Annotated in this window: 29 protein-coding genes and 1 tRNA gene; 11 read left to right on the forward strand and 19 right to left on the reverse strand. The window is 65.3% G+C overall.

Annotated features, from left to right (window positions below):
- Nucleotides 1–120 precede the first annotated feature (120 nt).
- Nucleotides 121–1,287 (reverse strand): acetylornithine deacetylase, encoded by a 1,167-nt coding sequence (gene argE / locus RSO01_RS06705; protein ID WP_147147468.1) that lies wholly within the window; start codon nucleotides 1,285–1,287, stop codon nucleotides 121–123.
- Nucleotides 1,288–1,435: 148 nt separating this feature from the next.
- On the opposite strand from argE, the gene RSO01_RS06710 reads away from it, so the two are divergent.
- Nucleotides 1,436–1,528 (forward strand) — tRNA-Ser (locus RSO01_RS06710).
- Nucleotides 1,529–1,535: 7 nt separating this feature from the next.
- On the opposite strand, the gene RSO01_RS06715 is transcribed toward RSO01_RS06710, so the two are convergent.
- From RSO01_RS06715 to RSO01_RS06725, 3 genes are read right to left on the reverse strand one after another with little or no spacing between them, the layout of a single operon-like run.
- Nucleotides 1,536–2,645: a tyrosine-type recombinase/integrase gene (locus tag RSO01_RS06715; RefSeq protein ID WP_147147470.1), complete on the reverse strand. Its 1,110-nt coding sequence runs from the start codon at nucleotides 2,643–2,645 to the stop codon at nucleotides 1,536–1,538.
- The gene (locus tag RSO01_RS06720; protein ID WP_147147472.1) at nucleotides 2,642–2,842 is read right to left on the reverse strand and encodes a hypothetical protein; all 201 of its coding nucleotides are present in this window, start codon (nucleotides 2,840–2,842) and stop codon (nucleotides 2,642–2,644) included. Before RSO01_RS06720 ends, RSO01_RS06715 begins: the two co-directional genes overlap by 4 nt.
- Entirely contained in the window at nucleotides 2,842–3,510 is a 669-nt protein-coding gene (locus RSO01_RS06725) for a hypothetical protein (protein WP_147147474.1), read from the reverse strand. The genes RSO01_RS06720 and RSO01_RS06725 overlap by 1 nt, the downstream gene beginning before the upstream one ends.
- 167 nt (nucleotides 3,511–3,677) lie before the next feature.
- Between RSO01_RS06725 and RSO01_RS06730 the strand changes: the two genes are divergently transcribed.
- Genes RSO01_RS06730 through RSO01_RS06740 form a run of 3 tightly spaced genes read left to right on the forward strand, consistent with a single transcriptional unit; the run spans nucleotide 3,678 to nucleotide 5,187 of the window.
- Nucleotides 3,678–4,142 (forward strand): hypothetical protein, encoded by a 465-nt coding sequence (locus tag RSO01_RS06730; protein WP_147147476.1) that lies wholly within the window; start codon nucleotides 3,678–3,680, stop codon nucleotides 4,140–4,142.
- Nucleotides 4,143–4,192: 50 nt separating this feature from the next.
- A complete protein-coding gene (locus tag RSO01_RS06735; protein ID WP_147147478.1) occupies nucleotides 4,193–4,687 on the forward strand; it encodes a DUF8453 domain-containing protein in 495 nt (164 codons plus the stop codon).
- 29 nt (nucleotides 4,688–4,716) lie between these two features.
- Entirely contained in the window at nucleotides 4,717–5,187 is a 471-nt protein-coding gene (locus RSO01_RS06740) for a hypothetical protein (RefSeq protein WP_147147480.1), read from the forward strand.
- 96 nt (nucleotides 5,188–5,283) lie between these two features.
- Here RSO01_RS06740 and RSO01_RS06745 read toward each other — a convergent pair whose 3' ends face one another.
- The 8 genes from RSO01_RS06745 to RSO01_RS06780 form a co-directional block, all read right to left on the reverse strand.
- Nucleotides 5,284–6,174 carry a hypothetical protein gene (locus RSO01_RS06745; protein ID WP_147147481.1) on the reverse strand — a complete coding sequence of 297 codons (891 nt, stop codon included), beginning with the start codon at nucleotides 6,172–6,174 and terminating at the stop codon, nucleotides 5,284–5,286.
- Between the two features lie 19 nt (nucleotides 6,175–6,193).
- Nucleotides 6,194–7,249, reverse strand: coding sequence for a phage portal protein (locus RSO01_RS06750; protein WP_147147483.1), 1,056 nt, complete (start codon nucleotides 7,247–7,249; stop codon nucleotides 6,194–6,196).
- 2 nt (nucleotides 7,250–7,251) lie between these two features.
- Nucleotides 7,252–7,794 carry a hypothetical protein gene (locus RSO01_RS06755; RefSeq protein WP_147147485.1) on the reverse strand — a complete coding sequence of 181 codons (543 nt, stop codon included), beginning with the start codon at nucleotides 7,792–7,794 and terminating at the stop codon, nucleotides 7,252–7,254.
- Nucleotides 7,794–8,330 (reverse strand): HK97 family phage prohead protease, encoded by a 537-nt coding sequence (locus tag RSO01_RS06760; RefSeq protein WP_147147488.1) that lies wholly within the window; start codon nucleotides 8,328–8,330, stop codon nucleotides 7,794–7,796. Before RSO01_RS06760 ends, RSO01_RS06755 begins: the two co-directional genes overlap by 1 nt.
- Nucleotides 8,331–8,335: 5 nt before the next feature.
- Nucleotides 8,336–9,589, reverse strand: a complete 1,254-nt coding sequence (locus tag RSO01_RS06765; RefSeq protein WP_147147489.1) for a phage major capsid protein — start codon at nucleotides 9,587–9,589, stop codon at nucleotides 8,336–8,338.
- Entirely contained in the window at nucleotides 9,590–9,868 is a 279-nt protein-coding gene (locus RSO01_RS06770; protein ID WP_218037266.1) for an HNH endonuclease, read from the reverse strand.
- A gap of 26 nt (nucleotides 9,869–9,894) precedes the next feature.
- Nucleotides 9,895–11,409: a terminase TerL endonuclease subunit gene (locus RSO01_RS06775; RefSeq protein WP_147147493.1), complete on the reverse strand. Its 1,515-nt coding sequence runs from the start codon at nucleotides 11,407–11,409 to the stop codon at nucleotides 9,895–9,897.
- Nucleotides 11,410–12,003: 594 nt separating this feature from the next.
- Complete coding sequence (locus tag RSO01_RS06780; RefSeq protein WP_147147495.1) at nucleotides 12,004–12,633, reverse strand: hypothetical protein; 630 nt, start codon at nucleotides 12,631–12,633, stop codon at nucleotides 12,004–12,006.
- A gap of 21 nt (nucleotides 12,634–12,654) precedes the next feature.
- Between RSO01_RS06780 and RSO01_RS06785 the strand changes: the two genes are divergently transcribed.
- Nucleotides 12,655–12,897 (forward strand): GIY-YIG nuclease family protein, encoded by a 243-nt coding sequence (locus RSO01_RS06785; RefSeq protein ID WP_147147497.1) that lies wholly within the window; start codon nucleotides 12,655–12,657, stop codon nucleotides 12,895–12,897.
- Between the two features lie 6 nt (nucleotides 12,898–12,903).
- On the opposite strand, the gene RSO01_RS06790 is transcribed toward RSO01_RS06785, so the two are convergent.
- The 5 genes from RSO01_RS06790 to RSO01_RS06810 form a co-directional block, all read right to left on the reverse strand.
- Nucleotides 12,904–13,314, reverse strand: coding sequence for a hypothetical protein (locus RSO01_RS06790; RefSeq protein WP_147147498.1), 411 nt, complete (start codon nucleotides 13,312–13,314; stop codon nucleotides 12,904–12,906).
- Between the two features lie 77 nt (nucleotides 13,315–13,391).
- Complete coding sequence (locus RSO01_RS06795; protein ID WP_147147500.1) at nucleotides 13,392–14,564, reverse strand: iron-containing alcohol dehydrogenase; 1,173 nt, start codon at nucleotides 14,562–14,564, stop codon at nucleotides 13,392–13,394.
- Nucleotides 14,565–14,571: 7 nt separating this feature from the next.
- Nucleotides 14,572–14,877 (reverse strand): DUF6295 family protein, encoded by a 306-nt coding sequence (locus RSO01_RS06800; RefSeq protein ID WP_147147502.1) that lies wholly within the window; start codon nucleotides 14,875–14,877, stop codon nucleotides 14,572–14,574.
- An 11-nt stretch (nucleotides 14,878–14,888) separates the two neighbouring features.
- Nucleotides 14,889–15,650 carry a dienelactone hydrolase family protein gene (locus RSO01_RS06805; protein ID WP_170302888.1) on the reverse strand — a complete coding sequence of 254 codons (762 nt, stop codon included), beginning with the start codon at nucleotides 15,648–15,650 and terminating at the stop codon, nucleotides 14,889–14,891.
- Nucleotides 15,651–16,007: 357 nt separating this feature from the next.
- Nucleotides 16,008–16,547 carry a hypothetical protein gene (locus RSO01_RS06810; protein WP_170302889.1) on the reverse strand — a complete coding sequence of 180 codons (540 nt, stop codon included), beginning with the start codon at nucleotides 16,545–16,547 and terminating at the stop codon, nucleotides 16,008–16,010.
- A gap of 238 nt (nucleotides 16,548–16,785) precedes the next feature.
- On the opposite strand from RSO01_RS06810, the gene RSO01_RS06815 reads away from it, so the two are divergent.
- A complete protein-coding gene (locus RSO01_RS06815; RefSeq protein ID WP_147147506.1) occupies nucleotides 16,786–17,748 on the forward strand; it encodes a Bug family tripartite tricarboxylate transporter substrate binding protein in 963 nt (320 codons plus the stop codon).
- Entirely contained in the window at nucleotides 17,745–18,707 is a 963-nt protein-coding gene (locus tag RSO01_RS06820) for a Bug family tripartite tricarboxylate transporter substrate binding protein (RefSeq protein ID WP_147147508.1), read from the forward strand. Before RSO01_RS06815 ends, RSO01_RS06820 begins: the two co-directional genes overlap by 4 nt.
- A 3-nt stretch (nucleotides 18,708–18,710) precedes the next feature.
- On the opposite strand, the gene RSO01_RS06825 is transcribed toward RSO01_RS06820, so the two are convergent.
- Nucleotides 18,711–19,928, reverse strand: a complete 1,218-nt coding sequence (locus tag RSO01_RS06825) for an MFS transporter (protein WP_170302890.1) — start codon at nucleotides 19,926–19,928, stop codon at nucleotides 18,711–18,713.
- Nucleotides 19,929–20,012: 84 nt separating this feature from the next.
- Between RSO01_RS06825 and RSO01_RS06830 the strand changes: the two genes are divergently transcribed.
- The 3 genes from RSO01_RS06830 (at nucleotide 20,013) to RSO01_RS06840 (ending at nucleotide 23,485) form a co-directional block, all read left to right on the forward strand.
- Nucleotides 20,013–20,330, forward strand: a complete 318-nt coding sequence (locus RSO01_RS06830; RefSeq protein WP_170302891.1) for an H-NS histone family protein — start codon at nucleotides 20,013–20,015, stop codon at nucleotides 20,328–20,330.
- Nucleotides 20,331–20,485: 155 nt separating this feature from the next.
- Entirely contained in the window at nucleotides 20,486–21,691 is a 1,206-nt protein-coding gene (locus RSO01_RS06835; RefSeq protein WP_147147512.1) for a calcium-binding protein, read from the forward strand.
- A 120-nt stretch (nucleotides 21,692–21,811) separates the two neighbouring features.
- Complete coding sequence (locus tag RSO01_RS06840) at nucleotides 21,812–23,485, forward strand: N-acyl-D-amino-acid deacylase family protein (RefSeq protein WP_147147514.1); 1,674 nt, start codon at nucleotides 21,812–21,814, stop codon at nucleotides 23,483–23,485.
- On the opposite strand, the gene RSO01_RS06845 is transcribed toward RSO01_RS06840, so the two are convergent.
- Nucleotides 23,482–24,213 carry a DUF3658 domain-containing protein gene (locus RSO01_RS06845; protein WP_170302892.1) on the reverse strand — a complete coding sequence of 244 codons (732 nt, stop codon included), beginning with the start codon at nucleotides 24,211–24,213 and terminating at the stop codon, nucleotides 23,482–23,484. The genes RSO01_RS06840 and RSO01_RS06845 overlap by 4 nt on opposite strands.
- Before the next feature lie 117 nt (nucleotides 24,214–24,330).
- Between RSO01_RS06845 and RSO01_RS06850 the strand changes: the two genes are divergently transcribed.
- Entirely contained in the window at nucleotides 24,331–24,963 is a 633-nt protein-coding gene (locus RSO01_RS06850) for a nitroreductase family protein (protein ID WP_147147518.1), read from the forward strand.
- The last annotated feature ends 42 nt before the right edge of the window (nucleotides 24,964–25,005 follow it).

The following is a 25,005-nucleotide window of genomic DNA, read 5'->3' on the forward strand; positions in this document are numbered from 1 at the left end:
GGACCTCCAGGTCCGCATCATGATCATGAGCGGACCTGGAGGTCCGCGTTCCGGCAAGACCATGACGCGCCACTTGCGGCGGAGTTTACTCCGCCGCAAGTGGCGCGCGCCCGGCGAAGACTATTGCTTCTCCGCCCAGCCGATCATCCTGACCAGGAAAGCGTCGCAGGCATCCATCTGCGAGCGGGCGACGAACTCGTTGGGCTGATGGGCCTGGGAGATGTCGCCAGGGCCGCAGATCACGGTCGGGATGCCGTGGCCGCGGAAGATGCCGGCCTCGGTGCCGTAGGGCACCGCATAGGTGCGGTTGCCGCCGGTCCATTGCAGGGCGAGCTTGGCCGCTTCCTCGTTCTCCTGCGGCAGCAGGCCGGGCACGAAGGAGCGCCGCTTCAGGGTGATGTTGGCGTCGGGATGCTTGGCCCGCATCTTGGGCAGCAGCAGCTCGGCGATGTACTTCTCGGCGCGGCGCTGCACCTCCCACGGATCGTCGCCGGGCAGGGTGCGATAGCCCCAGTTCAGCGTGCACTCGCGCGCCAGGATGTTGCCCGCGGTGCCGCCGTTGATCACGCCGACATTGATGGTGGTGTGGCCGGGCACGGTGTCGATGTCGGTCCGTTTGCGCCCGGCCAGCTCGACCTGCAGCTCGTTCAGCCAATGGATGAAGTCGCCGGCGAAGTGGATGGCGCTGACGCCGAGATGGGTCATCGAGGAATGCGCCTCGAAGCCGGTGAAGGTGGCAATGATGCCGCCGCCGGCGTTCTGCGCATTGACCACGCCCATCATGGTGGGCTCGCCCACGATCACCGCCTGGGGCCGCGGCACGGCGCCGACGAGCTTTTCGGCCAGCGCATGGGCGCCCAGGCAGCCGATCTCCTCGTCATAGGAGAAGGCGAAATGCATCGGCACCTTCAGCCTGGCGCGCTGGAAGGCCGGGACGTTGGCGAGGCAGGCGGCGACGAAGCCCTTCATGTCGCAGGTGCCGCGCGCATAGAGATTGCCGTCGTTCTTTTCGGTGAGAGTCCAGGGATCCGTCGTCCAGGGCTGGCCGTCGACCGGGACCACGTCGGTATGGCCCGAAAGCACGACGCCGCCCTCGCGGTCGGGGCCGATCGAGGCGAACAGGTTGGCCTTGGTGCCCTCTTCGTTGGGCACCAGGGTGCTCTCGACCCCGAAATCGGTAAGGTAGTCCTGGATATAGTGGATCAACTCCAGGTTGGAATTACGCGAGGTGGTGTCGAACGCCACCAGGCGCTTCAGCATGTCGAGGGACGAAGGGGCGGTACTCATGGCGGCACCGTCGCACGGTTCGTGCCATCAGGCCAAGAGCCTGAAAATACTTGCGAAATTGAGGCTTCGTTTGACTCGGGAAACGCCCGCCGCTAGAACCGCGGCGCATCCGTCGTGGATATCGATCGCCGGGGTCTTAACGGGCTGCGGAGAGGTGGCCGAGCGGTCGAAGGCGGCGGTTTGCTAAACCGTTATACGGGGATAACTCGTATCGAGGGTTCGAATCCCTTCCTCTCCGCCATTCGCATCTACAGGCCCTTTCTTTTCAGTGGCTTAACTGTCGAATTGTCTAACCCATCATCGAGGTTAGACACTTCGTGTTCCGCCTTCATTCCGTAGGCGGTCTGCATCGCGCGCTCCGCTAGTCTACTCTGGTCGGCGGCGGCTGTGTAGCGGGCCACCTCCTTGTCAGTCTTGTGGCCGGTGATGGACTTGATCTCCGAGTACGAGCATCCAGCCTCGGCCAAGCGCCGAGCGGCGGCCTTACGCAAGCCATGCGCCGAGCACTGCGGCAAGCCTGCCTCATCGCACCTGTCGCGGAACCAGTTGCCGAAGCCGGCGACCTTGAAGGGTCGGCCGAACGCGGTCACCAAGAACGTCATGTTCTCGCGTGGCGTCGCGGCGAGCACGGAATGCAGGGCGGGGTGCAGCGGGATGAGCAAGGCGGCCGTCGTCTTGATCTGCCGGACCCTGATCTTCCCGCCGTCGATATGCTGCCAACCCATTGTCACGGCGTCGCTGCGGCGCTGGCCGGTGAAGAGCATCAGAGCAAGGGCGAGGCGCGCCATGCTGCCAATCGGATGGCGGGCCTCATACTGCACGATCTCCGCCTCGGTCCACGTGTGGAAGCCGTCGCTCTCGAGCTTGAAGCCGCGCATCTTGTGCGTCGGATCATCCCTGCGCATGCCAAGGTCCAGCGCCAAGGTCATCAAGCTCTTGAGCCTATCGAGCAGGTTGTTAGCCGCTGCCGGCGTCTCGTGCATCGCGCCGAGCAGCGCCTTGATGTGCTTACGTTCGATCGCGGCGACGCGCTTTTCACCGTGTTGCTGACGGAACCGCTCAAGGATGCCGCGGTAGGTCGCTTGTGAGCTTGGCCGCAAACCCTTGAACTCCGGCGAGCCGTAGTAGGCGGCGATCAAGGCGTTGAATGTGCCGGCCTTCATGCGGCTCATTCCTGGCTGCAGAGTCGGCGCGACGCTGCCGGCGAGGCACGCCTCATACTCCGACATGAACTCCGCCGACCACGCCACGTTCTTGAAGTAGTAGTCGGAGAAGCCCTTGCGCCGGAAGCGCACGCGGATCTTGCCGTGGCGATCCGCGAATTCCGAGCAGTACTTGGGCAGGCGGCGCGGTGTCATTTGTCGTCCAACACTTCGTCCCATTCGTTGGGACGTTCAGTCTCCTGCATCGGCTTCTTTTCGCCGAACAGCACCGTCGCGCCGTCGCGGTCCAGCCTCACGCCGACGATGTGCTCCTTGCCGACGCCGGCGGCGATCGCCGCTTTGATGAGGCGGGTGATATCGGCCTGGGTGTAAGGGCTCGAGCGGCGGGCCATCAGTCGCGCCGCTTTGAGGGCCAATCCGGAGCTTCGTCGACGGTGTTTTCACCGATCCACCGTAGAAGGTCGGGCATGGCGGTTCTGGTTTCAATGAGCGATTTCGGCTCTCGCACTTTGTTCGGATTATCGAAGCGCAACTCCCCATGGTTGTCCGAGTCCGCCTGCCCAAACGCAAGAAAGGCGGGGCCGTCGCGTTGAACTGAGAGTTCCGCCCATCTGCCGCCGGGCCGCGGGCGGCAAAGTGTGGCCACCACATTGATTAGCGAGGCCGAAATTCGGGGCGGCGGCCGCATCTTTGGCCCCGACCACTCTGTTACCGGCAAACCGGTCATGCGCGTAAGCATCGCCAGCGACTTGCGGTTGCGGTGCCGAGGGGCCGAAAAACAATATGATTGGGCAAGCTCCAGGGCTGCCTCGGCGGCTCGCGTCGGCTGTGTGTTGGCCAGCACCGCCAGCAAGAACATGACACCTTCACCCAGGGTGACGTCCGGCAGTCGCTTTCCCTTGGCCTTTGCGCGAAGTCCCCTTTCTGCCAAGGCGCGGTCGATCACCCGCAAGCTCGCGTAGTCCTGGCCGGTGAAGGTCGCGAATTCCTGTACGAATTGTAGGGCGTGCATCGCGTGGATTGTGGCGGACGCAACGCAGCACGTCAACTTGGGATGCATGCCACTTATCCCAACGCCCATACGGGCCGTCTGAAAGCTCGTTTTCCACAGGATGGCAGGTGCACGTGCCCACAAGCCTTGCGCGTATGATTGACGCCATGTTCGCGGTCTTTGGCGGCGATCCACGATCTTCGCAAATCTCGGAAGGTCTTAGCTAGGGGGCAATCATGAGCAAGTCGCAGGCTGAGGAAGATCGCAGCGAAGCGTCGGGCCATTACGCGAACTACCAAGAATACAACAAGCTCCTTCGAACTTGGTTTGTGGCCTTTGGTGTCGGAGTGCCAGCACTGCTCTATTCACGGCCAGACCTGATCGAACGGCTTGGATCCCTTCAGCAGACCATAATAGTAGTCGCTTTGCTTCTCGGATCGCTCGTCCAAGTCCTGGTGGCATATCTCAACAAATATTGCTCCTACTATGACTGGGATTTCTTGGTGCGGCGCTCTAGAGCGCCGACTTTGCGTCGAACCCGTCTCGAGGAGCGGCAACACTGGCTTAGCAACCAAATCTGGATCGACAAGTGGGCCGATCGAATTACCGGTGTTGCGTTCCTTTACTCGTTGTTCATCGTTGTGTGGGTCGCGCTTCGTGTTGCCGAGCCAACCGCTTTTACTCCGCCGCCGGGGGGATGAAGGCGACATGGCGAAGCTAAGCTCGGGCTCAAGGCGAGGGGGAAGGCGGAATGACGAACGCGGAATTAATAATCGCCGCTTGCTCGGCCGCCGGAACAATCGTTGCTGCGTTTTTTACCGCGACAATGTGGTGGCGTGCCCGCGAGACTACGCGCGCCTACTTGACAGGAGGAGGCGACGTTGAGGAGCAAGGAACGATTTTCCGCGTCGAAGTCGCAAACTATGGAAAAACGCCCGCCTACTTAAACACCTTTGAAGTTGGTTTTGCGCCGTCAGACGCCGAAGTGCAGAAGGCCAGGACAATAGCTTACGACTGGAAAGAGTTCGAAGATCGCATTGCGCCTGGCGGGCCGAAGGACCGAACCGTCATCGCGCGCGTTCCGGTTGAGCCACCGGGTGCCAAGGTTGTCTTTGGAACCTTCGTATACAAAGACGTTTGGAGGAAAGAACATAGGTTCCGGTTCGTGCTGGAAATTGTTAAAGATGGCAGCCGCACACGGCCAATTGTTGCGCACGTGCACGACGACTTTAAGAATTGGGACTGATTCACTCCGCCTCGGCTCAAGGAGCGGAAATGCTTTGGGAATTCATTGCTCAACACTGGATCTCGGGTCTTGTCGGAATCATCGGAGGCATTCTTGCTTGGGTCGCGAGCAATGCCTTTGGCAAGCCGTTGACGGACTTCTGGTCTGATCGGCGCGAGGTCCTTCAAACGATCGAAGAGCATTGGAGGGTTTCGACCACCTCGAGCCAAAAGCGTACCGAAGAGGCTCTCGAACATTTGCGCAAGGCTTCATCAATTCTAGCCGCACACGATTCGGCCAACAGCATCGCGATCAATGTCTACTGTTGGGCTCGCTGCTACGATCTGGCGATGGCGTCACAACTCGTCCGTGGTATTTCCGCTCATATCGCCGAAGGCTATGACGTGAACGAGATTCGGAAGAACAACATGGAGGCTGCCCGGTTAAAGTTGGGCGCAACACGAGGCATGACCAAGGCCCGCCGCGCCGAATTGAAGAAGTTGGTGGAAGAAAAACGGTGACTAGGGGCGGCCCATCGGCCGCCGCGGGGAGTCTAGGTCGGCAACCAGCGCTACGCCGCCTCGGCCATCGCCTCGCGCTGTCGCTCCTAAGTGCCATCAGTCCGCCGCGAGCTCCAAAGGCGGGCCTTCCTCGCCGGGCGAGGCGGCCGCTTCCCGCTTCCTGCACCGATACAAGCGCTCCGCCCGCCGGCCGGCTTCCTTTGTGCACTTGGGGTTGCCGCAGTAGAGCGCCACGCTCCGAGCAGACTTGAACACCGAACCGCATATGGCGCAGGCCTTGGTGTGCCAAACCCTGCGCCGAGCATTCACCTCACGAAGCGTACGCCGCCGCTTTTCGGCGATGCAGTCCGGCCCGCAGCATTTGGCGGGCCCCTTCGGTGAGAAGGGCCGTGCGCAGATCAAGCAATCGCGGCTAATCAGGCGCCGATCGGCGCGGCCAAAACATGTGCGCGAGCAATATCGCTGTGTGCGATTCACCGGTTCGAAGTGGCGTTCGCAGTGCTTGCACCGCCGTTCGCGCGGCGCCTTGGGTTGCTCGGTGCCACCGGTGAGCACGACGCGGATAAATCGCTGGCGGGCGGCATCGTCGCCCCGCCGTCCATTACGTCGATGCCGCGCTTTCAACAGCAGGCGGCAATCCTCGCCACACCATGGCCGCCGATAGCCACCGTCGATGCGGCCGCCGCAGCCCGCGCAATACCAGAACTCGCGCTCTTGGGGCATGTCGCCCCGCGCCTCAATCCAGCTTGGATAGTGGGACAGGCCGATGCGATGCCTCGCCAGTGTGACGATTTCCTCGGCTCTCGCGTCGGCGATCGCCCATGCGATACCCTTCATGCACATCGCCGCCCGCAGGCCGTGGCGGGCCGCGGTAGTCCAGCGCCATTTCGTTGGCGTGCCCGTATCTAAGAGCTCCGCCACTCGGCGCACGACCGGTTCGCGGTGGTGTCGCCTTTGTCGGTTCTTCTTCCACTTCGGCTTGGCCATGGTCGGGAGGCCTCGCCGTTCAGCTTTCCCAATCCACTCGACGGAAAGCTCCGGCGATCGCGCCCGGCTCGAGGCCCGCTTCCTTTGCGCGAGCCATGGCCTCGACCAACGTAGCCACCGCCCGAGCCGTGCCGCCGGCGTCGAAGGCCTGTGAAGGTCGCAACGTGTCGATTGCGATCGTGGCGCCGAGTTTCTCCGAAGCCTCCTCGGCCAGTAGCTCGGCGATCGGCTGCAGCGTCCATTGCGCTAGGTGGCGCTGGGCTTCGCGTACAAGCGGCCCTTGGGCGGCCTGGTCGAACAGCGCCGGCAGGACGCCGAAGGCACCGCAGACGGCACCGCGGGCCGCCTGGAGCATGTCGCCGGGCGTCGCCGCCTGTAGGTTCGGCGTAAGGTCCGCCGGTCGCCAGTCCGCCGCCGGCGCCGGTCCGCCGGCCGAGCTGACTGCCACCGATTCGCGGAGGAGAACGCGGCCGCGCTGGCCTCGGAAGGATCGGCCCAAGGCGGTGCTTTCCTGGTCGGGGATTTCCGGCATCGGCACGACCTGCGAGCCTATGGGCGCCATTTCGAACACTTCGGCCAGGGCGCTCTCGACGGCCTGCAGCATGCCCGCGGTGAGGCTCGCCCGCCGCAGCGGCGCTTGCCCAGACCACGGCGCGGCCACGTCGGTGCCGATGCGAACGTGCAGCACCTCGGCTGCCAGCGCCGTCTGCGTTGTGCCGCCGCCGGCCTCGCTGATGCTGAGGCGGTAGGCGGTCGGTCGACCCGAGCGGGTGCGCAGATCCCAGTCACTCGCCGGCACAATGCCGTCTTCTCGGACAAGGCCGGCGAACTCACCTCGCAAGGCAAGGGAACGCGCAAGCATCGCCATGACGCTCCGCGTTAGAAACCGCGTGCCCTTGACGTCGGCGATCGCAAAGCCGGCCTCCCAAAGACTGATGCAACTCTGCGCCGTTGCCGTGAGCTCGGCGATGCCGCGCCGGCCGCTGATGTAGGACTCGCGCGCCGCCATGAGCTCGGCGGTGAAGCCGCTCATTGCCGAGCGCCGCTCCACCTTTCGGAAGGGCCACCATTTCATCGCTATGCCCTCCTGTAGGCGCGCAGCAGGTCGGCGGCGCCGGAGTCCTGTAGTGCGCGAGCGCGCCAAGATGGCGAGCCGTATTCGCGGGCGACGACGTCGGGGAAGCTTTCGCTACGCTTCCCGACATCGCCGACGTTCAAGGTAAGGGCCGTGTATTCGGCCAGGCGCTTGTAGGCCTCGCTGACGGCGGCAGGGATTTCGGAACCGTTGACGCCGGCCGTACCCGTGAAGCGGTAAGGCCCGTCGCCTGGTAGCGTGTAGCCGCCGAGCGGGGACGCTTGGAGCGTTACCGCCTGCCATGCGGTGCCGGTCCACTGTTCAACGGTCGTAATCGTCGTGGGCCTGAGCGGTGGCACCCACTCGCCGCAACCCTCAACGATCCATTCGACGGCCCTGAGGCTGTAGCGCATTGCGGTGTACGCCTCGATGCGCTGCCAGATGAGAGCCGGGGCGACCAACGCCGCGGCTTCCGACAGCCCGGAGGGCGCGGCCGGATAGCTTGCAGGAATGGCCTCGGTAGCGCGGATGGTGATGGCAGCCATCAAGCCCTCCATCGCGCCAGCACGCGGCGCAGCCCGGCGTCCGGGAGCTCGAGCACCGGCCGGCTGCGCGCCGTGATGGTTGTGCCGTCGTACGCCGGCCAGGCCTGGACGATTGAAACCTCGGCCAGGTCGACGGAGCGGAGCTCGCGGCGATTGCCGGACCAACGCTCGCCGTCGGGCCGGACCTTGAAGGCGAAGCTCATGCCGCCCAGGTCGCCGCGCTCGGCCAGGGCGAGTACGTCGCGGCCGGCTTGCGTGTCGGGCACATCGAGCGAAAAGGCGAGGCCGCGGGCATCCTCGGCCAGCCGCAGGGTGCCGCTCCGGGTGCGCGCCAGCACGCGGGCCGGGTCGTGGTCGACGAGAGCGAGCTTGTCGCCGCCGTCGGCCAGCGATGCCGCGAAGGCGCCGGACGCGATCGTCTCCACAAAGGAGCCAATTCGCGCCTCGGTGCCGAACGTGGCCGCGTAGCCCTCGAGCTTGCGGCCGGCGGCCCGGATTTCGGCGGCCGCCGCGCGTCGTTCGATTTCCGGGCCCATGGCGCCTAGCTCTGCACGCCCGTGAGGATGTCTAGCTGCGCCGGCCTGGCCACGGTCACGTCTGCCGTAACGAGACCGGTGAGCCGTAGGCCGCCGGACGCCGCGTCGCTGTAGGGATCGCGGATGAGATCGACACCGCCCCAGACGCCGAGGAAGATCGGAGCTACGCCGCCCACCGTTGTGGTCAGTAGGGCCTTGCTCGCCACCGGCGGGCCACCAGTCGGCGCCGCGAGGGCGTTCGAAGACATGACCGGGTTGGGGATGTTCTTGAGGAGCCGGTCCCACTCAGACACCGCCGTGCTGGCGATGAGGGTGCCGTCCATTTTGTCGTAGATTTCCGGGCGGATGAGCAATCGCACGTCGCCCGGGCCGCCAGCCGCATTGGCGGTCATGAACCGCACAACCGCGGCCCGGAAAGCCGCCCACGTCGCCGCGGCGTTAACGGCCGTGCTGGTGATGCCGTATGACCCTACCAGCACACCGGCGGGTTCGCCGCCAGACCCGGCGCCAAGGAAAACTGCCTTGTCGAGCGCGGCCTCGGTCGCAGAGCTCATATCGCGCCGAATCGCCTGCTCGAGTGCGTCGCCCGACTGCTTGAGCGCCTTGCGCGTGATTTTCATCTGGATGCCGAGGGTCTGATTCGGCCCAAGCGCCTTGTCCGTCGTGGCGAAGACGGTCGGTCCGGCCACTGCCCCCGTTTCGGTGGCCGCCCAGCCTGCCGCCACGCTGCTGGTCACGACGGGCCACTCGATGAGACCTGAGTCGATGTTGATCATCTGGGCGCCCATTCGGCCCGCGACAGAGGCAGGGAAAAGCCGATCGATGATCGGTCGCGTTTCCAGCGGATTCGGCGTGCCGCTCGCCACCGTCTCGCCGACGCGCCGCTCAAGCGCCAGCCAAGGCACCGGCACGCCGCGATAGCCGCCCTTGCTTCGGAGCTCGGTGACGACTTCGGCCGTCGGGCCCGACAAGGCGGCGCCTTCCTCGAGGGCAAGCACGACCTGGCGCATTTCGAACCGGCCGATGAGCTCGCCCCATTCCTTGCTGCCGCGAGTCTCGAGCTCGCCCTTGGCATCGCGGCGCTCGTTGTCCTCGGCGATCAGCGCCGCGCGATAGCGGGTTTCGTTGGCCTGAAACTCCTTGTCGAGGCCCGACATGGACCGCACTTCATCGTCGGTCGGCTTGTCTTTACCGACCAACGCGGCGAGCGCCTGCCGAATCTCGGACTGGCGCCGGCTGATTTTCACTGACTCGAGCATTCATTGCTCCTGATTGAGAGGGGTTTGAGAGACGAGAGCGCGCCACTCATCGCGGCGCGGGTCGGTTTCGGGGAGCCCGATGTCGCGTCGCGTCTTGCGCGTGTGGCAGCGGGCGTCGAGCGTTTGAAGGTTGTCGAGCACGAACGCGAGCTCGGGATGCGAGCGCACCGGCTTTATGTGATCGACCTCGCGGCCGGGCTTGCCGCATTGCACGCACCGCCAGCCGTCACGGCGAAGGGCCTGCAGTCGGAGAGCGCGCCAACGCTTCGTGCGCGTCACGGCGGCGCTGTATCGGTGATACCGCCTCATGCCCACACCGCCTGGCGCGGCTTCTTCGCGGCACGCCCGACCATGCGGGCACCTTCGGCGACGGCGAGCACCGACGCTGCGGCGGGGTCGATGCGCCCGTTGCTACGTGCCTTCGCGAGCTTGAGGTTGTTGGCAGGATCCCTAAGGCAAACCGCATCGGCGAAGGCGCTGCGCAGCAGCAGCGACGGCCTTGAGCGGACGCGGCCATCATAGCAAGCGCGCCGGAAGCGCTCGCAGTCCTCTCCGCCATCGCGAAAGCCTTGGCCTCGCCACACCAGCGGCGCGCGGATCCCGGTCTTATCGATCGCCTCGCCGAGCTCCGATTGCTTGTAGCGGTCCATGCAGACCGCGGCGATCGGTTGGCCCTCGATATGGCGAAGGACCTCGACCAGCCAACCCGCCACAGGCACGGTTTGGTCGCCTAACGTGGCGAGCTCGCCGCGGTCCCGCATGAGCTCGTAGCGGTTGCCGACGCCGTCGGCCTGGCCGCGGTCGAGCAGCGAAGGCTTCGACGGGAACGTGCCGTGCACCTCGAGGCGGCCGGTTTCGGGCCAGTAGAACGCCGCTGCGCTCATGCTGGCCGAGCCGCCCAAGTCGATTCCGACAACAACCGGCCCGGTGCGGGGCGGCGCATCCGCGGCCTCACACCGGAGCCATTCGTCGACGGTGAGAAGCACGTCGCGAGCCTCGCCGCTCACGCGTTCGTTGCGATTGTAGAGGCGGAAGGACGTCAGAGTGCTGCCGCCGCGCGCGATCGCTCGGCGGGCCTGTGCCTGCAGCCATTCCAGCGACGCACCGATGCCGGCAACGGCGCCAGGGTTCGCGAGCATCAGGGACTCGAGGTCATCGGCTGGCAGGCTTGGCGCCGGGCGATGCTCCTGGCGGTAGACGCCGGGTGTTTCCTCATCGAGCCAGCGCGAGAACGGGTGCGCATCGTCCGGCGCCGACGTCGAGATAATGAGCGCTTTGCCTCCGCGCTTGCCGAGGCCCGATAGGAGCGCGTGCTCGAGCGCGTCGCCTTTGTCGCGTTCCCAATGGCCGCGCTCGTCCAGAATGGCCAGCGTTGGGGCGCCGCCGAGCGCGGACTTGCCATCGGCGGGGATGACGCGCAGCACGTGGCCGCCGCCGTCGCCCTCGAACTCAATCTCAAGGCGCGGAGCGCGCCGGAAGGTCAGGGCTTTACGGGTCGCGGTCGGCAGGGTCCGCGACAGGCCTTCCACGAAATTCCAGCCGATTCGCCCTTGGTCTCGGGTTCGCGCACCGATGACGATTTCCCGTTTCGGCTGCCCGTCGCCCAGTTTGCCGAGCAGGGCGCCGAGTCCGATGCCCGCGGATAGCGCCGTCTTGGCATTGCCGCGGCCGATCGACAGGGCGGCCACCGAGACGTCATCGGAAAGTGCACCGCCCACGAATTGACGCTGGAAAGGCGCCAAACGCAGCGGCTGGCCGGCTCGAGGCCCCTCAGGGACCCGCAGCCTCTCAAGAAAGGCGATGGCGGCCGCGGCGTTCACAGGGACCCTGTGAGCGCGAGCGAAAATGTCCCACCCACGGCACGACCCCGCCCAAGGTTTCTAACCATTGGGACCAAATGAGGAGCAATTTGCGTGTTTAGCGCAATAATTAGAAGGTAATACCAATTATGGATGCGAACAAGGCAAGCACTTGCGCTGTGGTTCGGTCCGGAGGAGGGTTCGTCCCGACTTGTGACCCCCAGCAGCAAGCCCGTTCTTGCCTGTGTTTATGGGTCATGGTGGGGGATGGTGTAGGCATGGCTTCGCCTTCCGAGACGAAGCCATCCGTATGAGTCACGGAGCCGGGCTTGGAGCCTCGGCACGTGCGGATCGACGCAACCCTGTCACGGGGAGGCCGGGGTCATGCTGTCGGCCTTTACGCGCGCTTCAAATGGCGCTGCATTGCGCGCCTGCCGATCCGCCAGCATGCGCGCCTACCGTGGGTCCGAACGACGGTTGCCCACTCCTGGGCCACCGTATTGGCTTCGGCGGCCCTTCTATCGTTGCCACTCGGTTGCTGCTGTTTACGCCATGAAGGGGCGGCAGGCCGGTGCCCGACTGACGGGCGTGGGCAATGGATTGAAGGGTGAGGGGTCAGTCGGTGGTGGACGCCTCCTCGATCTCGAGGAGCGGCGCGAACGTGGCGAGGGCCACGGCGATAGTAAGACCCTCTCTATCGTCTTGGTTGGTAGTTGATGGTTGATGGTTAGCTCGAGCGCCGCCGGAAGCGGCCGCTTGACCTAAGCCAATGGAATTCAACAATTCCGGTTGATTTTCGAGGTCGTTTGGGACGCGATTGGAGCTTGTTTCGAGGTCGTTTGGGCTTCGTTTCGCGTCTTGCTGGTCGCGCACACCGCTTGCGGTAAACAGGTCTGTGTTGTTATATTCGCGCTTGGAACAGCGCCCCCGCTTTCCAATCTTTTGAGCCGCCGTCCCGTGATCCGCCGGGGCGGCGGTTCTCTTTCGGGGCAGGCTCGTCCGGTTAGACAGTCCCGGGAAAAGCGCTTTCCGTTCAATGTGGGCCTTTGGGCCGGTTAGACATCCTAAGTCATTGAAGGGCCGCGCTTCCGGCAGTCCCTTCCTCTCCGCCAACCTTCGCTGCGCAGCAGCGAGGTTGCCCGCCGAAGCTCGTAAGAGCGAAGGAGGGCTGTCGATGCCCCGCGCAGCTTCGGCTGGCAAGCCATCCTGCTTCATGCCGGGAGCGTAGGCGTAACGATCGGCCATCGATCTCCGTCTATCAGATCGATGTTCTACGTTTATCTCCTCCAGAGCCAAGCTGCGCACGATCAATACTATGTCGGCCTGACCATCGACCTGAAGCGGCGCTTCGCTGACCACAATTCCGGCAAAGCGCCCCATACCTCTAAATTCACCCCCTGGCATCTGGTGACTTATGTCGCCTTCTCGGACCAGATCAAAGCAGTCGCTTTCGAGCGCTATCTGAAATCCGGCTCTGGCCGCGCGTTCGCTCGCAGACACCTCCGGTGACAGCCCTCAGCTCTTCGACCCCGTCGGCGAAAAACAGAAGATGTGAAACACCGGCACCGTCGTCAGCGGCTTGGTGCTGCAGACGTGGCTGCGGCCGTCGCCGAAGCGGTCGGGCTCGCCGACGGCAAAGGCTGGCACCGGTATCCAGCGGCGAAATTCGGGGATCCAGACCGACCAGCTGCCGTCGTCTTCCGTGCGGGCCCGCACGGGCCGGCAGTCCTCACCGTTGCAGCAGCTGCCTTTACCGGTGGTCGGCTTCCATTCCAGGTACTGATGATGCTGCTCAACGTGCCCGCAGCCGAACGCGCCGTATTCGCAGTCCTGCGCCTGCGCCTGATTGCGCGAGGCCTGCATCGCCATCGCCGCAACGAGCATCACGAACACGCACAGTACGCGGATTGCGATCGATACTGTCATCCTGGCACGAAACGCGGCAGCACGCTGCGGGTTGCATGTCGTGCCGCGGACTCCGGATGGTCACCGGGCGCGGGACCTCAGTACACAGTTTCCAGGATCGGCACGATCTCCTGCGCGCCCTGGATCGGCCGCGGATTGCTGAAGGTCCAGTCGTCCTTCATGCAGTTCGTTGCGATACGCTGCAGGTCGTCGCGATTGACACCGACGTCGCGCAGTCGCCGCGGCAGTCCGAGGCCCCCGATGAAGCGGTCGAGCACCTCGGCAGCGGGCTGGCCGGCCGCACCGAGCGCGGCGCTGATCTCGGCTTGGCGATCGCCGTTGACCTCGGCATTGAACGCCAGCACGGCCGGCAGCATGACGCACGACGTATAGCCGTGCGGCACGCCGGCGCTGCCGCCCAGCACGTGGCCGATGGCGTGGCTCGCACCCATGCGCGTGCCGGTGACGATGCCGGTCATCGAGATCCAGGCGCCGATCTGGCAGTCGAGCCGCGCCGCGAGGTCGGACGGGTCGCGCTTCACCGCCGGCAGGCCGCGGCCGAGCAGGCGCAGCGCCTGCAATGCGGTGCTGTCGGTGTACGCATTGCCGTCGATCGAGCAGTAGGTCTCCACCGCATGATCGACGGCGCGGATGCCGGTCGAGAGCCATAGCCACTCCGGCGTGTGCACGGCGATGGCGGGATCGAAAATCACCGCGAGCGGGATGAGGCCGGGATGGATGTAGGCCTGCTTCAATCGCAGCCGCGGCTCGGTGACTCCAGCGCGGGCATTGAACTCGCCGCCGCTCAAGGTCGTCGGCACGCAGATCTGGCGTACCGTCGGCGCCCGGTATTGCGGAAAGCTGCGCTTGCCTGTCACCTCGTCGACCACGGTACGGAAGGGCTCGAGCCCATCCGGTTCGCGGATGTCGTGCTCCAGGCAGATCGTGACCGCCTTGCCGCCGTCGGTCGTCGATCCGCCACCGACGCTGACAAGCAGGTCGCAGCCCGCATCGCGCGCCTTGTTGGCGCAGGCGACCACCGCATCGCGCGGGCTGTGCGCCGGCATGTCGTCATGTACGCCGGCGTAGCGCGATCCCAGCGCATCGGCGATCTGCCGGACCGCATCGGTCTCGCGATTGAGCGTCTTGCCGGCGAGGATGAACACCCGCTTGGCGCTGAGCCGCTCGGCCGCCTGGACGACGGCCTCGGCGGCCGTGCGGCCGAACACCACGCGGTCCATCCCCGTGAAGACGATCTCGCCAGCACGCATGGCGGCGTTACGCCGCGCGAACGAGACTGACGACGGCGCCTTTGCCGCGTACTTCCGCCTCCTCGAACTCGGCCGCGGCGATCGCCCGGTCGAGAGCGGCCCGCAACGCCTTGGCCGATTCCAGGGTGATCTCCACCCCGGCCCGGGCCCCGGCATCGAGGCCCGTGTTCATGAAGTCGAGGGTGATGACATCACCCAGCAGGGCGTGTCGCGCGTGGTCATAGGCGACCACCGCCTGTGTCAGCGGAAACCACTCGTCGCCGCGCTTGGCCATGCCTTCGGCGCGGGCGACCTCGATGATCGACGTGCACATGGCGCGGCCTCCTATTTCTTGGCCAGGTGCTTGCCGAAGAAGGCGTGGACCTTGCTCCAGCCATCCATCGCCTGGTCGACGCGATAGAGCGGCCGATGCCAGTAGAAGAAGCCGTGGCCGGCGCCGTCGTAGCGGTGGAACTCGTAGTTCTTGCCGTGCTTCTTGAGCTCGGCCTCGTGCTGATTGACCTGCTCGGGGCTGGGCGCGCGGTCGTCGTTGCCGAACAGGCCGAGGAGCGGGCAGGCGAGATCCTTGGTCATGTCGATCGGCGCCGTGGGCGTCTTGGCGTTGAGTTCCTCCTTGCCCATCACGACGCGGCCGCCCCACAGGTCGATGACGGCATCGACGTCTTTCTTCTGGCAGGCATAGATGAAGGCATGCCGGCCGCCCGAGCAGGAGCCGAACAGGCCCACCTTGCCGTTGAGATTGGGCTGGGCGCGCATCCATTGTACGGCGGCCGCCGTGTCACCGACCATCTGGGAGTCGGCGATGCCGCCATCGGCGCGCACCTTGGCCGCGACGTCGTCGGGGTTGCCGTCGCTGCCGCCGCCTTCGCGCTCATAGAGGTTGGCGCAGATCGCGATATAGCCGTGATGCGCGAAGCGCCGCGTCGTCTCGATGTAGAGCTCGCTCCAGCCCGGCAAATGATGGATCAGCACGACGCCCGGAAAGGGGCCCGCGCCGGCCGGCTTGGCAACGTAAGCGGTGATCGGCGTGCCCTTGTCGCCTTTGAGGGCCACGTTCTCGCAAGTCATGCCGCGGTAGAATGACATCGATTCCTCCATGAGCGGATCCGCACGACCAACGGTCGCACGGTTCGCACTGTCGGGCCAAGAGCCTGGCACGACTGGCGGAATTGCATGTCGATTTTTGACCTGGGGAAGCTGCGCCGAAGCGCACTTCCGGGAGCGGCCAAGATGGGGTCTCGCCCTACTGATGCGACCCGCTAGGGCCGCTCCCGGTGTGGCGTCCGTGGATGCCCGCTATGCTGATGCCCGAACCTCTGCGTCAGCAATCGTTGCGGCACGATGGCCCGGTGGAAGCATGCGTACCTCCTTTGCTGACGAGACTGCGGGAATCCAGCCACGAGACGCCGATGCTGTCAATGCCGCGAGCGCGCTGTGCTGTGTTCAGTCGGGGAAATCGAAATCCTGGCCGTTGGTCTTGATACCCATCCGCTCGAACCAGTCCGGGCCGAGTTCGCCGATCCGCTCGCCGGCGCACTTCAGCGTGGCGATCGCTTTGCCTTGTCGCTCGACGACGATGCCGCCCTTCGCGCGGACCTCGCCATTGGGTCCCCATTTGCCGACACCGCTATAGACGGTGTAGGCGACCGGTGCCCTGGCGAAGCGCAGCCACGATCCACCGCCGCCCGAGAAGGGCACGCTCTCGCCGGTCGCGACCTTCGGCGGCGGCAAATGGTACTCGGGCAGGACCAACTCGATCGGTTCGGTCGAACCGGGCTGGCCGAAGCGATATTGGAGATAGCCGCTGTTCGGCCCGGCAGCCTTGGATGCGCAGACCGACACCATCTTGCCGCCCGTGCGGCAGGCGACCACTACGCTTTCCACGGAGGTGCAGAACGACGCCTGCGCGGTGTTGGTGGTCTGCGCCGTCGCGGCTGCCGCCGGCAATGTCGCAGTCAGGATCGCGGCAATCCAACGGCCCACACTTGAAACCATCGATCGGACCTCAGGGCTGATGTGTCACCTGGATGAAGCTTCGAGACTGGGCGAGGTCCAGCTCTGATCGTTCGGTTGGACCTTGTAAGCCCCCGGCGGGATTCTATCAATTTATTGCCGTGACTGCCGTTAGTAAGGCGGACCTCCCGATGTATTCTAAACGGCACCTAAGAGGACGCGTCAGGAGTACGAGGACGAAAAACAAAAAGTAGCAGGGGAGGTCCCAATGCCAAGGGTCATCGTCGCGGCGCTTGCCGCGCTGTTGTCGCTGTCGCACGTCGAAGCCCGCGCACAAGCGTATCCGTCGAAGCCCATCAGGTTCGTCATTCCCTTTGGCGCGGGGTCTGCCACCGACGCTCTCGCGCGCATCATCGGCCAGGACCTGGAGCAGACGCTCGGCCAGCCGATCATCGTGGTGCAGAAGCCCGGCGCCGACGGCGCGCTGGCCGCCGGCGAGGTCAAGCGCGCAGCACCTGACGGCTACACCTTGCTGTTCGGCACCAACAGCCCGCTGGCCGTCGCGCCCAACATGCAGAAGGACCCTCCCTACAACGTCCTCACCGATTTCACGCCCATAACCTTTCTCGGCGAGAACAGCTTCTTCCTCGTCGTCCATCCGTCAGTGCCGGCGAACTCGCTCGCCGAGCTCATCGCGGTCGCCAAGGCGAGCCCCAAGCCGTTGAACTACGCGGCGGGCAATACCTATGCCTTCGTGTCGATGGCGATGCTGGCAAAGCGGAACAAGATCGAGCTCGAGGCAATCCGTTACAAGTCGGAGCCCGACGCGATCGCCGACCTGCTGTCGGGTCGCGTCCAGGTCATGAACGGCACCGCGACATCGGTCGCTGCGCACGTGAAGGCCGGCAAGCTGAACGCGATCGCCACCATGCTCGACGTGCGCAGCCCCTTGATGCCGGACCTTCCCACGCTCATCGAATCGGGCCAGAGCCAGTTCCCGATCGTCCCATGGTTCGCGCTGGTCGGTCCGGCCGACCTGCCGGCCGATGTCGTCGCCACGATGAACAAGGCGATGGTAGCGGCGCTCGCCAGGCCCGCGGTAAGGGAGCAGATGGAACGGCACGGCTTCATGCCGAAGTCGTCCACGCCGGCGGCGCTGGCGGCCTACATGAAGGATCAGCTCGCCATCTGGAAGACCGCCCTGAAGGACTCCGGCATCGAGCCCCAATGATGAAACGCCTGACCTTTCTCGCGCTGGCGGCGTCGCTCCTGACGGCAGGTGCGGCGCAGGCGCAGTATCCCGACAAGCCGGTACGCATCATCGTGCCGTTCATCGCCGGCAGCGCGCCCGACGTTGCGGCGCGCCAGGTGGCACAACGCCTGACCGCGAGCCTCGGCCAGCAGTTCGTCGTCGACAACAAGCCGGGCGTGGCCGGCAACATCGGCGCCGAGGTCGCGGCCCGCGCCGCGCCCGACGGCTACAGCCTGATGCTGATGACCAGCAGCCACATCCTGAGCCCGTTGCTTTACGCCAAGGTGAACTACGATCCGCTGAAGGACTTCGTGCCGGTGACTATGATCACCCGCATCCCCTCGCTGATGGTGGTGCCACCGACGTCGCCGGCCAAGTCGGTCATGGAGTTCGTGGCGCTCGCCAAGTCGATGCCCGGCAAGCTGAACTACGGTTCGGGCGGTGCCGGCAGCCTGGCGCATCTGTCCGCCGAGGCGTTCCGGCTGGCGGCGGAGATCGACTACATCCATGTGCCCTACAAGGGCGCGCCCGACATCGTGCTGGCGCTGCTCAGCAAGCAGATCGACGTCGGTTTCCCGACCATGCCGACCGCCTTTCGGCCGGCCCAGCAGGGCACGTTGCGGGCGCTGGCAGTGACCAGCGCCAGGCGCTCCAAGGTGATGCCGGACGTACCGACGCTCCTGGAAGCGATGCCCGATGGCTTCGCGCTCGATGCCTGGCTCGCCTTGGCGGCACCGGCCGGCACGCCATCGCCGATCGTCACGCGCCTCTACACCGCGCTGGTCGAGGGATTGAAGGACCCGGCGTTCCGCAGCTCGCTGGACAGCGACGGATCGGAAGTCGTGTTCAACAGCCCGGCCGAATTCGCTGCCTTGTTGCAGACCGAGACGGCGAAGTGGCAGGCCCTGATCACGCGGGTGGGAGTGAAGCTCGAATAGCGGCTAAAGCCGCCGCCACAGCGGCCATGTCGCCGCGAGCGCGAGCAACCCCATCGCGCCCGTCAACGCCGTCGCGTGCGGTGCGCCGATCCAGTCGGCCAGCCAGCCCAGCCAGACGAAGCCGATCGGCCCGGTGCCGATGCACACTGACAGCACGCCCATGATGCGCGAGCGCATCTCGATGGGGGCTGCAAGGTAGACAGTCGTGGCCTGCAGGGTGGAGAAAGCCGCCCCGCTGAGACCTGTCAAAAGCAACGCTGCACCGGCCGAGATCGTCTCGGGGGCCAGCGCGAAGGCGATCAGCGACAGGAGGTACACGACGACGCCGCCGATATAGGCACGGGCGTGCCAACCCGGTGTCAGCCACAGCGCCAGCAGCACGGCGCCCACGAAGGCGCCGAGGCCATCGACGCTGGTCAGCACGCCGACACCCTCCGGGCCGAGGAGAAGCTGGTCGCGTCCGATCACGGGGATCATGCTGGTGAAGGGCCAGGCGAAGACGTTGTAGATGATCGTCACCAGCATGATGGCGCTGAGCCGCTGGTCCTTCACGACGATGACGATGCTCTCCCAGGTGCGCGCCAGCACGGCGCCCGCACCTGGCGATGCCGGCATGTGGGTCCGCACCATCAGGGTGGCCGCCACCGCCGTCGCGTACAGGGCCACGCTCAGCACGAAGGCGCCCGCGATGCCGACGCTCGCCAGCAGCAGGCCGCCGACCGTGGGACCGATCATGCGGCTCGCGTGGTTGGCGCCGACATCCAGCGCCATCGCGGTCGCCATGCGATCGCGGCCCATGACCTCGCCCATGATCGTGCGCCTGAGCGGATTGTCGGTCGCCCAGCCGCAGCCGTTGACGAAGCTCGCCGTCGCGAAATGCCAGACTTCCAGCGTGCCCAGCCAGGCGACGAGGAACAGCAGGGTCGAGGTGAGGGCAAGCAGGCTGACCATGGCGGCCAGCGTGAGCCTCCGGTCGAACCGTTCGGCCAGGGCTCCGAGGAAGGCGCCGAACAGGCCCATCGGCAGCAGGCGCAGCATGGTGATCATGGCGACGATGAAGGCCGAGTCGGTCTGCTGATAGACGACGACTCCCATCACGACCGTTTCCAGCCAGCGCACGGTCGAGATGATCATGCCGACGTACCACAGGCGCCAATAGTCGGCGGGGATGGTGCGCAGGAGGTGCCGGAAAGGGATGTCGGAGATGTTGTTCTCGCTCATGCGGCGACAGTCGCCTTGCATCGAGGCGACAGTTCTTTAGTAGTGCGGTTGGGTGTGTGTGCGGGAGTTTTGGAAAGGTCAGTGATGCTGAAGGTAAAATCGATGGCGTTCAATGAGCTCGTCAAGGCGAAAGCCAAGATCGAGGCCGAGCTCGAGTTGCGGGCTGCGAAAGAGCGTTCCAGCCTGATCGAGGCGATCGGCAGGCTCCGCAGGCTGTCGGCGACGAACGCGAATGGCGCTGGGGCGGGCCGGCCGCACGCACTCAAAGGCAAGAAGCTGCCGCCGCTCTACCGCAATCCCAAGAATCGCGACGAGACCTGGGCAGGCCGCGGCAACCGGCCGAGATGGCTGACCGCGGCGCTGAAGGGCGGCAAGAAGCTGGAGGCGTTCGCCATCAAGTGAGGTGAACCTGCTCTCGACTTGCACCAACTGACTGCGATGAAACTCATTGTGGCCATTCGGTGAATGGGACAGTGAACATTGGCATTCCTCGAATCGCAAAGCCTACATCAGCATCAACGTGAACAGCTGAACGCTTTGTAAGAGGAAATGTCCAAATGGCAGTCTATGGCGATACCTCCGGCATTCTTCGCGACCATGAGCATGCCGGTGATCAGATCTTCGCGCTCGCGGACGATGTCGGCGGCACGGTCTACGGCGACGCGGATCAGTTGCTTGACCATAGCTCGGGCGGCGACGATGCGCTGACCGGGGCCCAACGCGTCAACAGCGTCCTGTTCGGCGACGCCGACACCATGCATGGCCATTCGCATGGCGGCAGCGATACGCTGACCGGCGTAGGCCTCAGGGACCAGCTCTACGGCGACGCCTACGGCATGTACGAGCATGCGACCGGCGGCAACGACAAGCTCGTCCTTGGCGCCTCCTTCGAACTGCTCTACGGCGATGCCCACGACATGTTCGACCATGCGCGTGGCGGCGACGATACGATGATCGGCTCTCCCGGCCAGATCGAAATCGGCCAGGGCCCGCCCGGCGTTCTCTACGGCGACGCCTTTACCATGTCCGGCCATACGCTGGGCGGCAACGACACGCTCAGCGACACGGCTGCGGCGGTAGGTGACGCCGACAGCATGTCGGACCACGCCCGCGGCGGCGACGACCTCCTGACCGGCGGCAATGGTCGCGCCGATGCCCTCGTCGGCGATGCCAATCGCATGACCGACCATACGGTCGGCGGCAACGATATCCTTGTGGGACATGCCGGTGGACTGAGCGGCCTCACGGGCGATGCCGGCGAGATGTCGGGCCAGGCGAGGGGCGGCGATGACCACCTGATCGGTGGTCCGTCGTTGGCCGTTCTTCATGGCGACGCGACGACCATGCGCGATCAGGCCGTCGGTGGTGACGACGTGCTGGAATCGACCGGCTCCACCAACAGGCTGTACGGCGACGCCGAGACGCTGGCCGACAACAGTCGGGGCGGCAACGACGTGCTGATCGGCGGCCACGGCGCCGACCACATGTGGGGCGATGCCGCCACCGTCGCCGCCGGGGCGCTGACCGGCGCCGATACCTTCGTCTTCGGACCGGGCGGTGGGCGCGATGACATCAACGACTTCCGCCAGAGCGACGGCGACCGGATCGACGTCAGCGCCTTTGGCTTCACGCACGTCGAGGACATGACTTTCACGTCCGACGGCGCCAACACGACCCTCTCGTTCGACGACAGCTCGAGCGTCGTCTTGGTCGGATTGGCCGATCCGCACGTCCTTCACACGTCGGATTTCCTCTTCGCCTGACGGTTCGGGCCCCTGCAGGACTCCCCAGGCCAGGCGCTGGCTGGCCCGTGTTTTTCGCATGCGCCAGGGCGGTTCCTGGCGTGTACTCTCGGATAAAGTTTCTCCCGGGAGGAAGCGACGATGAGCTATGACCTCGTCATCAAGAACGGCACCGTGGTCGATGGCACTGGTGCGGCGCGCTATCGGGCCGATGTCGCCATTGCCGACGGCAAGGTTGCCGAGATCGGCAAGGTCACCGAAGGCGCCAAGCGCACCATCGACGCCGACGGGCTGGTCGTCGCGCCGGGCTTCGTCGATCCGCATACTCATTACGACGCGCAGATCTGCTGGGACGGCGCCGTGACGCCCTCGTCGTGGCACGGCGTGACCAGCGTGGTGATGGGCAACTGCGGCGTCGGCATCGCGCCTTGCAAGCCCGAGACGCGCGAGATCGCCATGCGCGACCTGGTGAACGTCGAAGGCATCCCGTTCGACGTGCTGAACAAGGGCATCACCTGGGATTGGGAGACCTTCCCGCAATTCATGGACGCCGCGGCCGCGCGCAAGCCGTCGCTCAACCTCGCTTTCATCGCGCCGCTGACGCCGTTCCGCCACTACGTCATGGGCGAGGCCTCGATAGAGCGGTCGGCGACGCCGGAAGAGACGGCCAAGATCGCCAAGCTGATCGGCGAGGCGGTCGATGCCGGTGCGCTCGGCTTCTCCTCGACGACGCTCAACCAGCATCTCGGCTTCGAGGGCAAGCCGCTGGCCTGCCGCAACGCCAGCCGCGAGGAAATGAAGGCCTACGCCAACGAGCTCAAGAAGCGCGACAAGGGGGCCATCGAGATTGCGCTGACCCGTCAGGTCGGCGTGCTGGAACAGGACCAGTGCGAGCTTCTCGACTTCCTGCTGACCGAGAGCGGGCGGCCGGTGACCTTCATCGCTCTGTTCGATCGCGACGACATCCCCGAGGCGGTGCGCGACACGCTGCGCCGCGCCGCGCCGATGATCGCCAAGGGGGCCAGGCCGCAGACCTCGCCGCTGCCGCTGACGCGCGAAGTCGACATGAACAATCCGTTCTCCTTCGCCGCCTTCCCGGCGTGGAAGCGGGTGTTCGCCGATACCAACAAGGACGCGCAGAAGAAGGTCTATGCCGATCCTGCCTTCCGCAACGCCTTCCGCCACGATCTCAAGAACCCGACGGGCTTCAGCAACTGGGGCCGCATCGGCGTCTACGCGGTCAAGAACCCGGCCCTGAAGAACCTCGAGGGCAAATCGATTGCCACGATCGCCCAGGAGCAGGGCAAGGACGGCGTCGATGCCTTCCTCGACCTGGTGCTGGCCGACAACCTGCAGTGCGAGCTCACCATGGCCTCGTGGAACACCCGCGAGGACCGCATGAAGGAGCTTTTGAACAACAAGTCGATCCTGATGGCGCTGGGCGACGGCGGCGCGCATGTCGACATGCTGTGCGACGCGGGCTACCCGACCTATCTGCTGGGCACTTGGGTGCGCGAGAAGCAGGCGATCACCCTGGAGGAGGGCGTGCGCAAGCTCACCTCCGATCCGGCCGATCTCTTCGGCCTGAAGGATCGCGGCCGGCTGACCAAGGGCGCGCCGGCCGACGTGGCGATCTTCGATCCCGAGCGTATCGGCTCGAAGAACCACGGCGAGCGGCGCTACGACCTGCCGGGTGGCGCCAAGCGCATAGTCATGCCGTCGCAGGGTGTGGAATACACCGTCGTCAACGGCGCGCTGACCTGGGAGCAGGGCAGGCTCACCGAGGCCAAGGCGGGCAAGGTGCTGCGGGGCTAGTCCGGCAACCGCACGCGACAGGTCCTCATGTCCCACGGATCGCCATCGGCGAGGAGTTCACCCTCCTCGACCAGGGCGACGAGGCGCGCCAGCAGGATCGTGTCGCCGGCCTGCAGGTAGGGCTCGCAGTTGTGGGCCATCGTCGATCCGATGACGCGCGCTGCGCTCAACCATACCTTGGCGGCCTGTTCGAGGATCGCGGAATCGAAGTGGTCGATTGGTGCAGAGGCCAGACCCACGGGTGTCACGATCCGAAATGGCGCGTTCTGGGCCCGGAGGCGCTGCCACAGCCGGCCGGCATCCGTCGCCTCTTCCGGCGTAATGGGGCGTGCGGTCTCGATCAGCGCCGCGAGCCGCTCGGTCGGGACCAGCCCGACGGCACCGTCCGGCTGGCTAACCTCGACGATGTCGTACGGTCGGTCGCCCAACCGGTCGGCCAGCGCCAGGAAAAATGCGAGTTCGCTGGCGGAATGGCGTCCGAACCAGATGACGAGCCGTTCATCGGCCGTTTCGACGCGATGCCAGAACGTCGTCAAATCCTCTTCCAGTATGGGGGCATGGATATACGACCGCCATGCCGCCCGCTCGCGCGGCGTGCCCCAGGCGATCGGGCCGCAGCTCAGGTCGTCGTTGAACGACAGGACCTCCTGGCGACGGCTGGCGAGGCGGACCGCTTCCCTCAGGCTTTCGCTTGCCGAGTCGTCAGGCACCACGTGCAGAACTTTCATGGATACAACTATGCGCTGCATCAAGACAAAGGCAACCAAATAACGGTTGTGTCGTAGTTCCAGTTTACCTTGCCTGAAGACAATGCAAGTCTTGGGTCAAATTTCGGAGGAAGAACGATGCCCGACCTGTTCGAGATCATGGAATCGTGCCGCGCCATGCGCCGCCTCAAGCCCGATCCGGTGCCCGACGAGCTGATCGCCAAGATCCTGCGCGCCGGCATCTATGCGCCCAACGGCGGCAATAATCAGAAGTGGCGCTTCCTGGTGGTCAAGGATCCCAAGATCAAGAAGGCCGTGCAGGTCATCTACAAGAAGGCCTTCGACGAAGTGATCGGCCCGCGCTACCTCTCGAGCGCGCCGCCGCCGGGCAGCAACAAGGAGAAGTATCTCCGCCAGCATGCGGCCGTGGAATATCTCACTGAACACTATCACGAGGCCCCGGTCTGGATCGTCGCCTGCCTGGAGGACGGACCTACGCCGAACCGCATGGCCGGTTCGTCGATCTATCCGGCAGTGCAGAACATGGTGCTGGCGACGCGCGCCCTGGGGCTGGGCACGACGCTGACGACGCGGCACATGCTGTTCGAGAAGGAGGCCGATGCGGCGCTCGGACTGCCGCCCGGCGTGCATTCCTACGCCATCCTTCCGATCGGTTATCCGATGGGCAAGTTCGGCCCGGTCGGCCGCGGCTCGATGGCGGAGTTCGTCTACCAGGACAAGTGGGGCCAGCCCTACGCGGCGGTGACCTGAGCGTCAGGGGACCGCGGGCCTCCAGGCCCGCTCATACGGGAG

Source organism: Reyranella soli, assembly GCF_007992495.1.
GTDB classification, from domain to species: Bacteria; Pseudomonadota; Alphaproteobacteria; order Reyranellales; family Reyranellaceae; genus Reyranella; species Reyranella soli.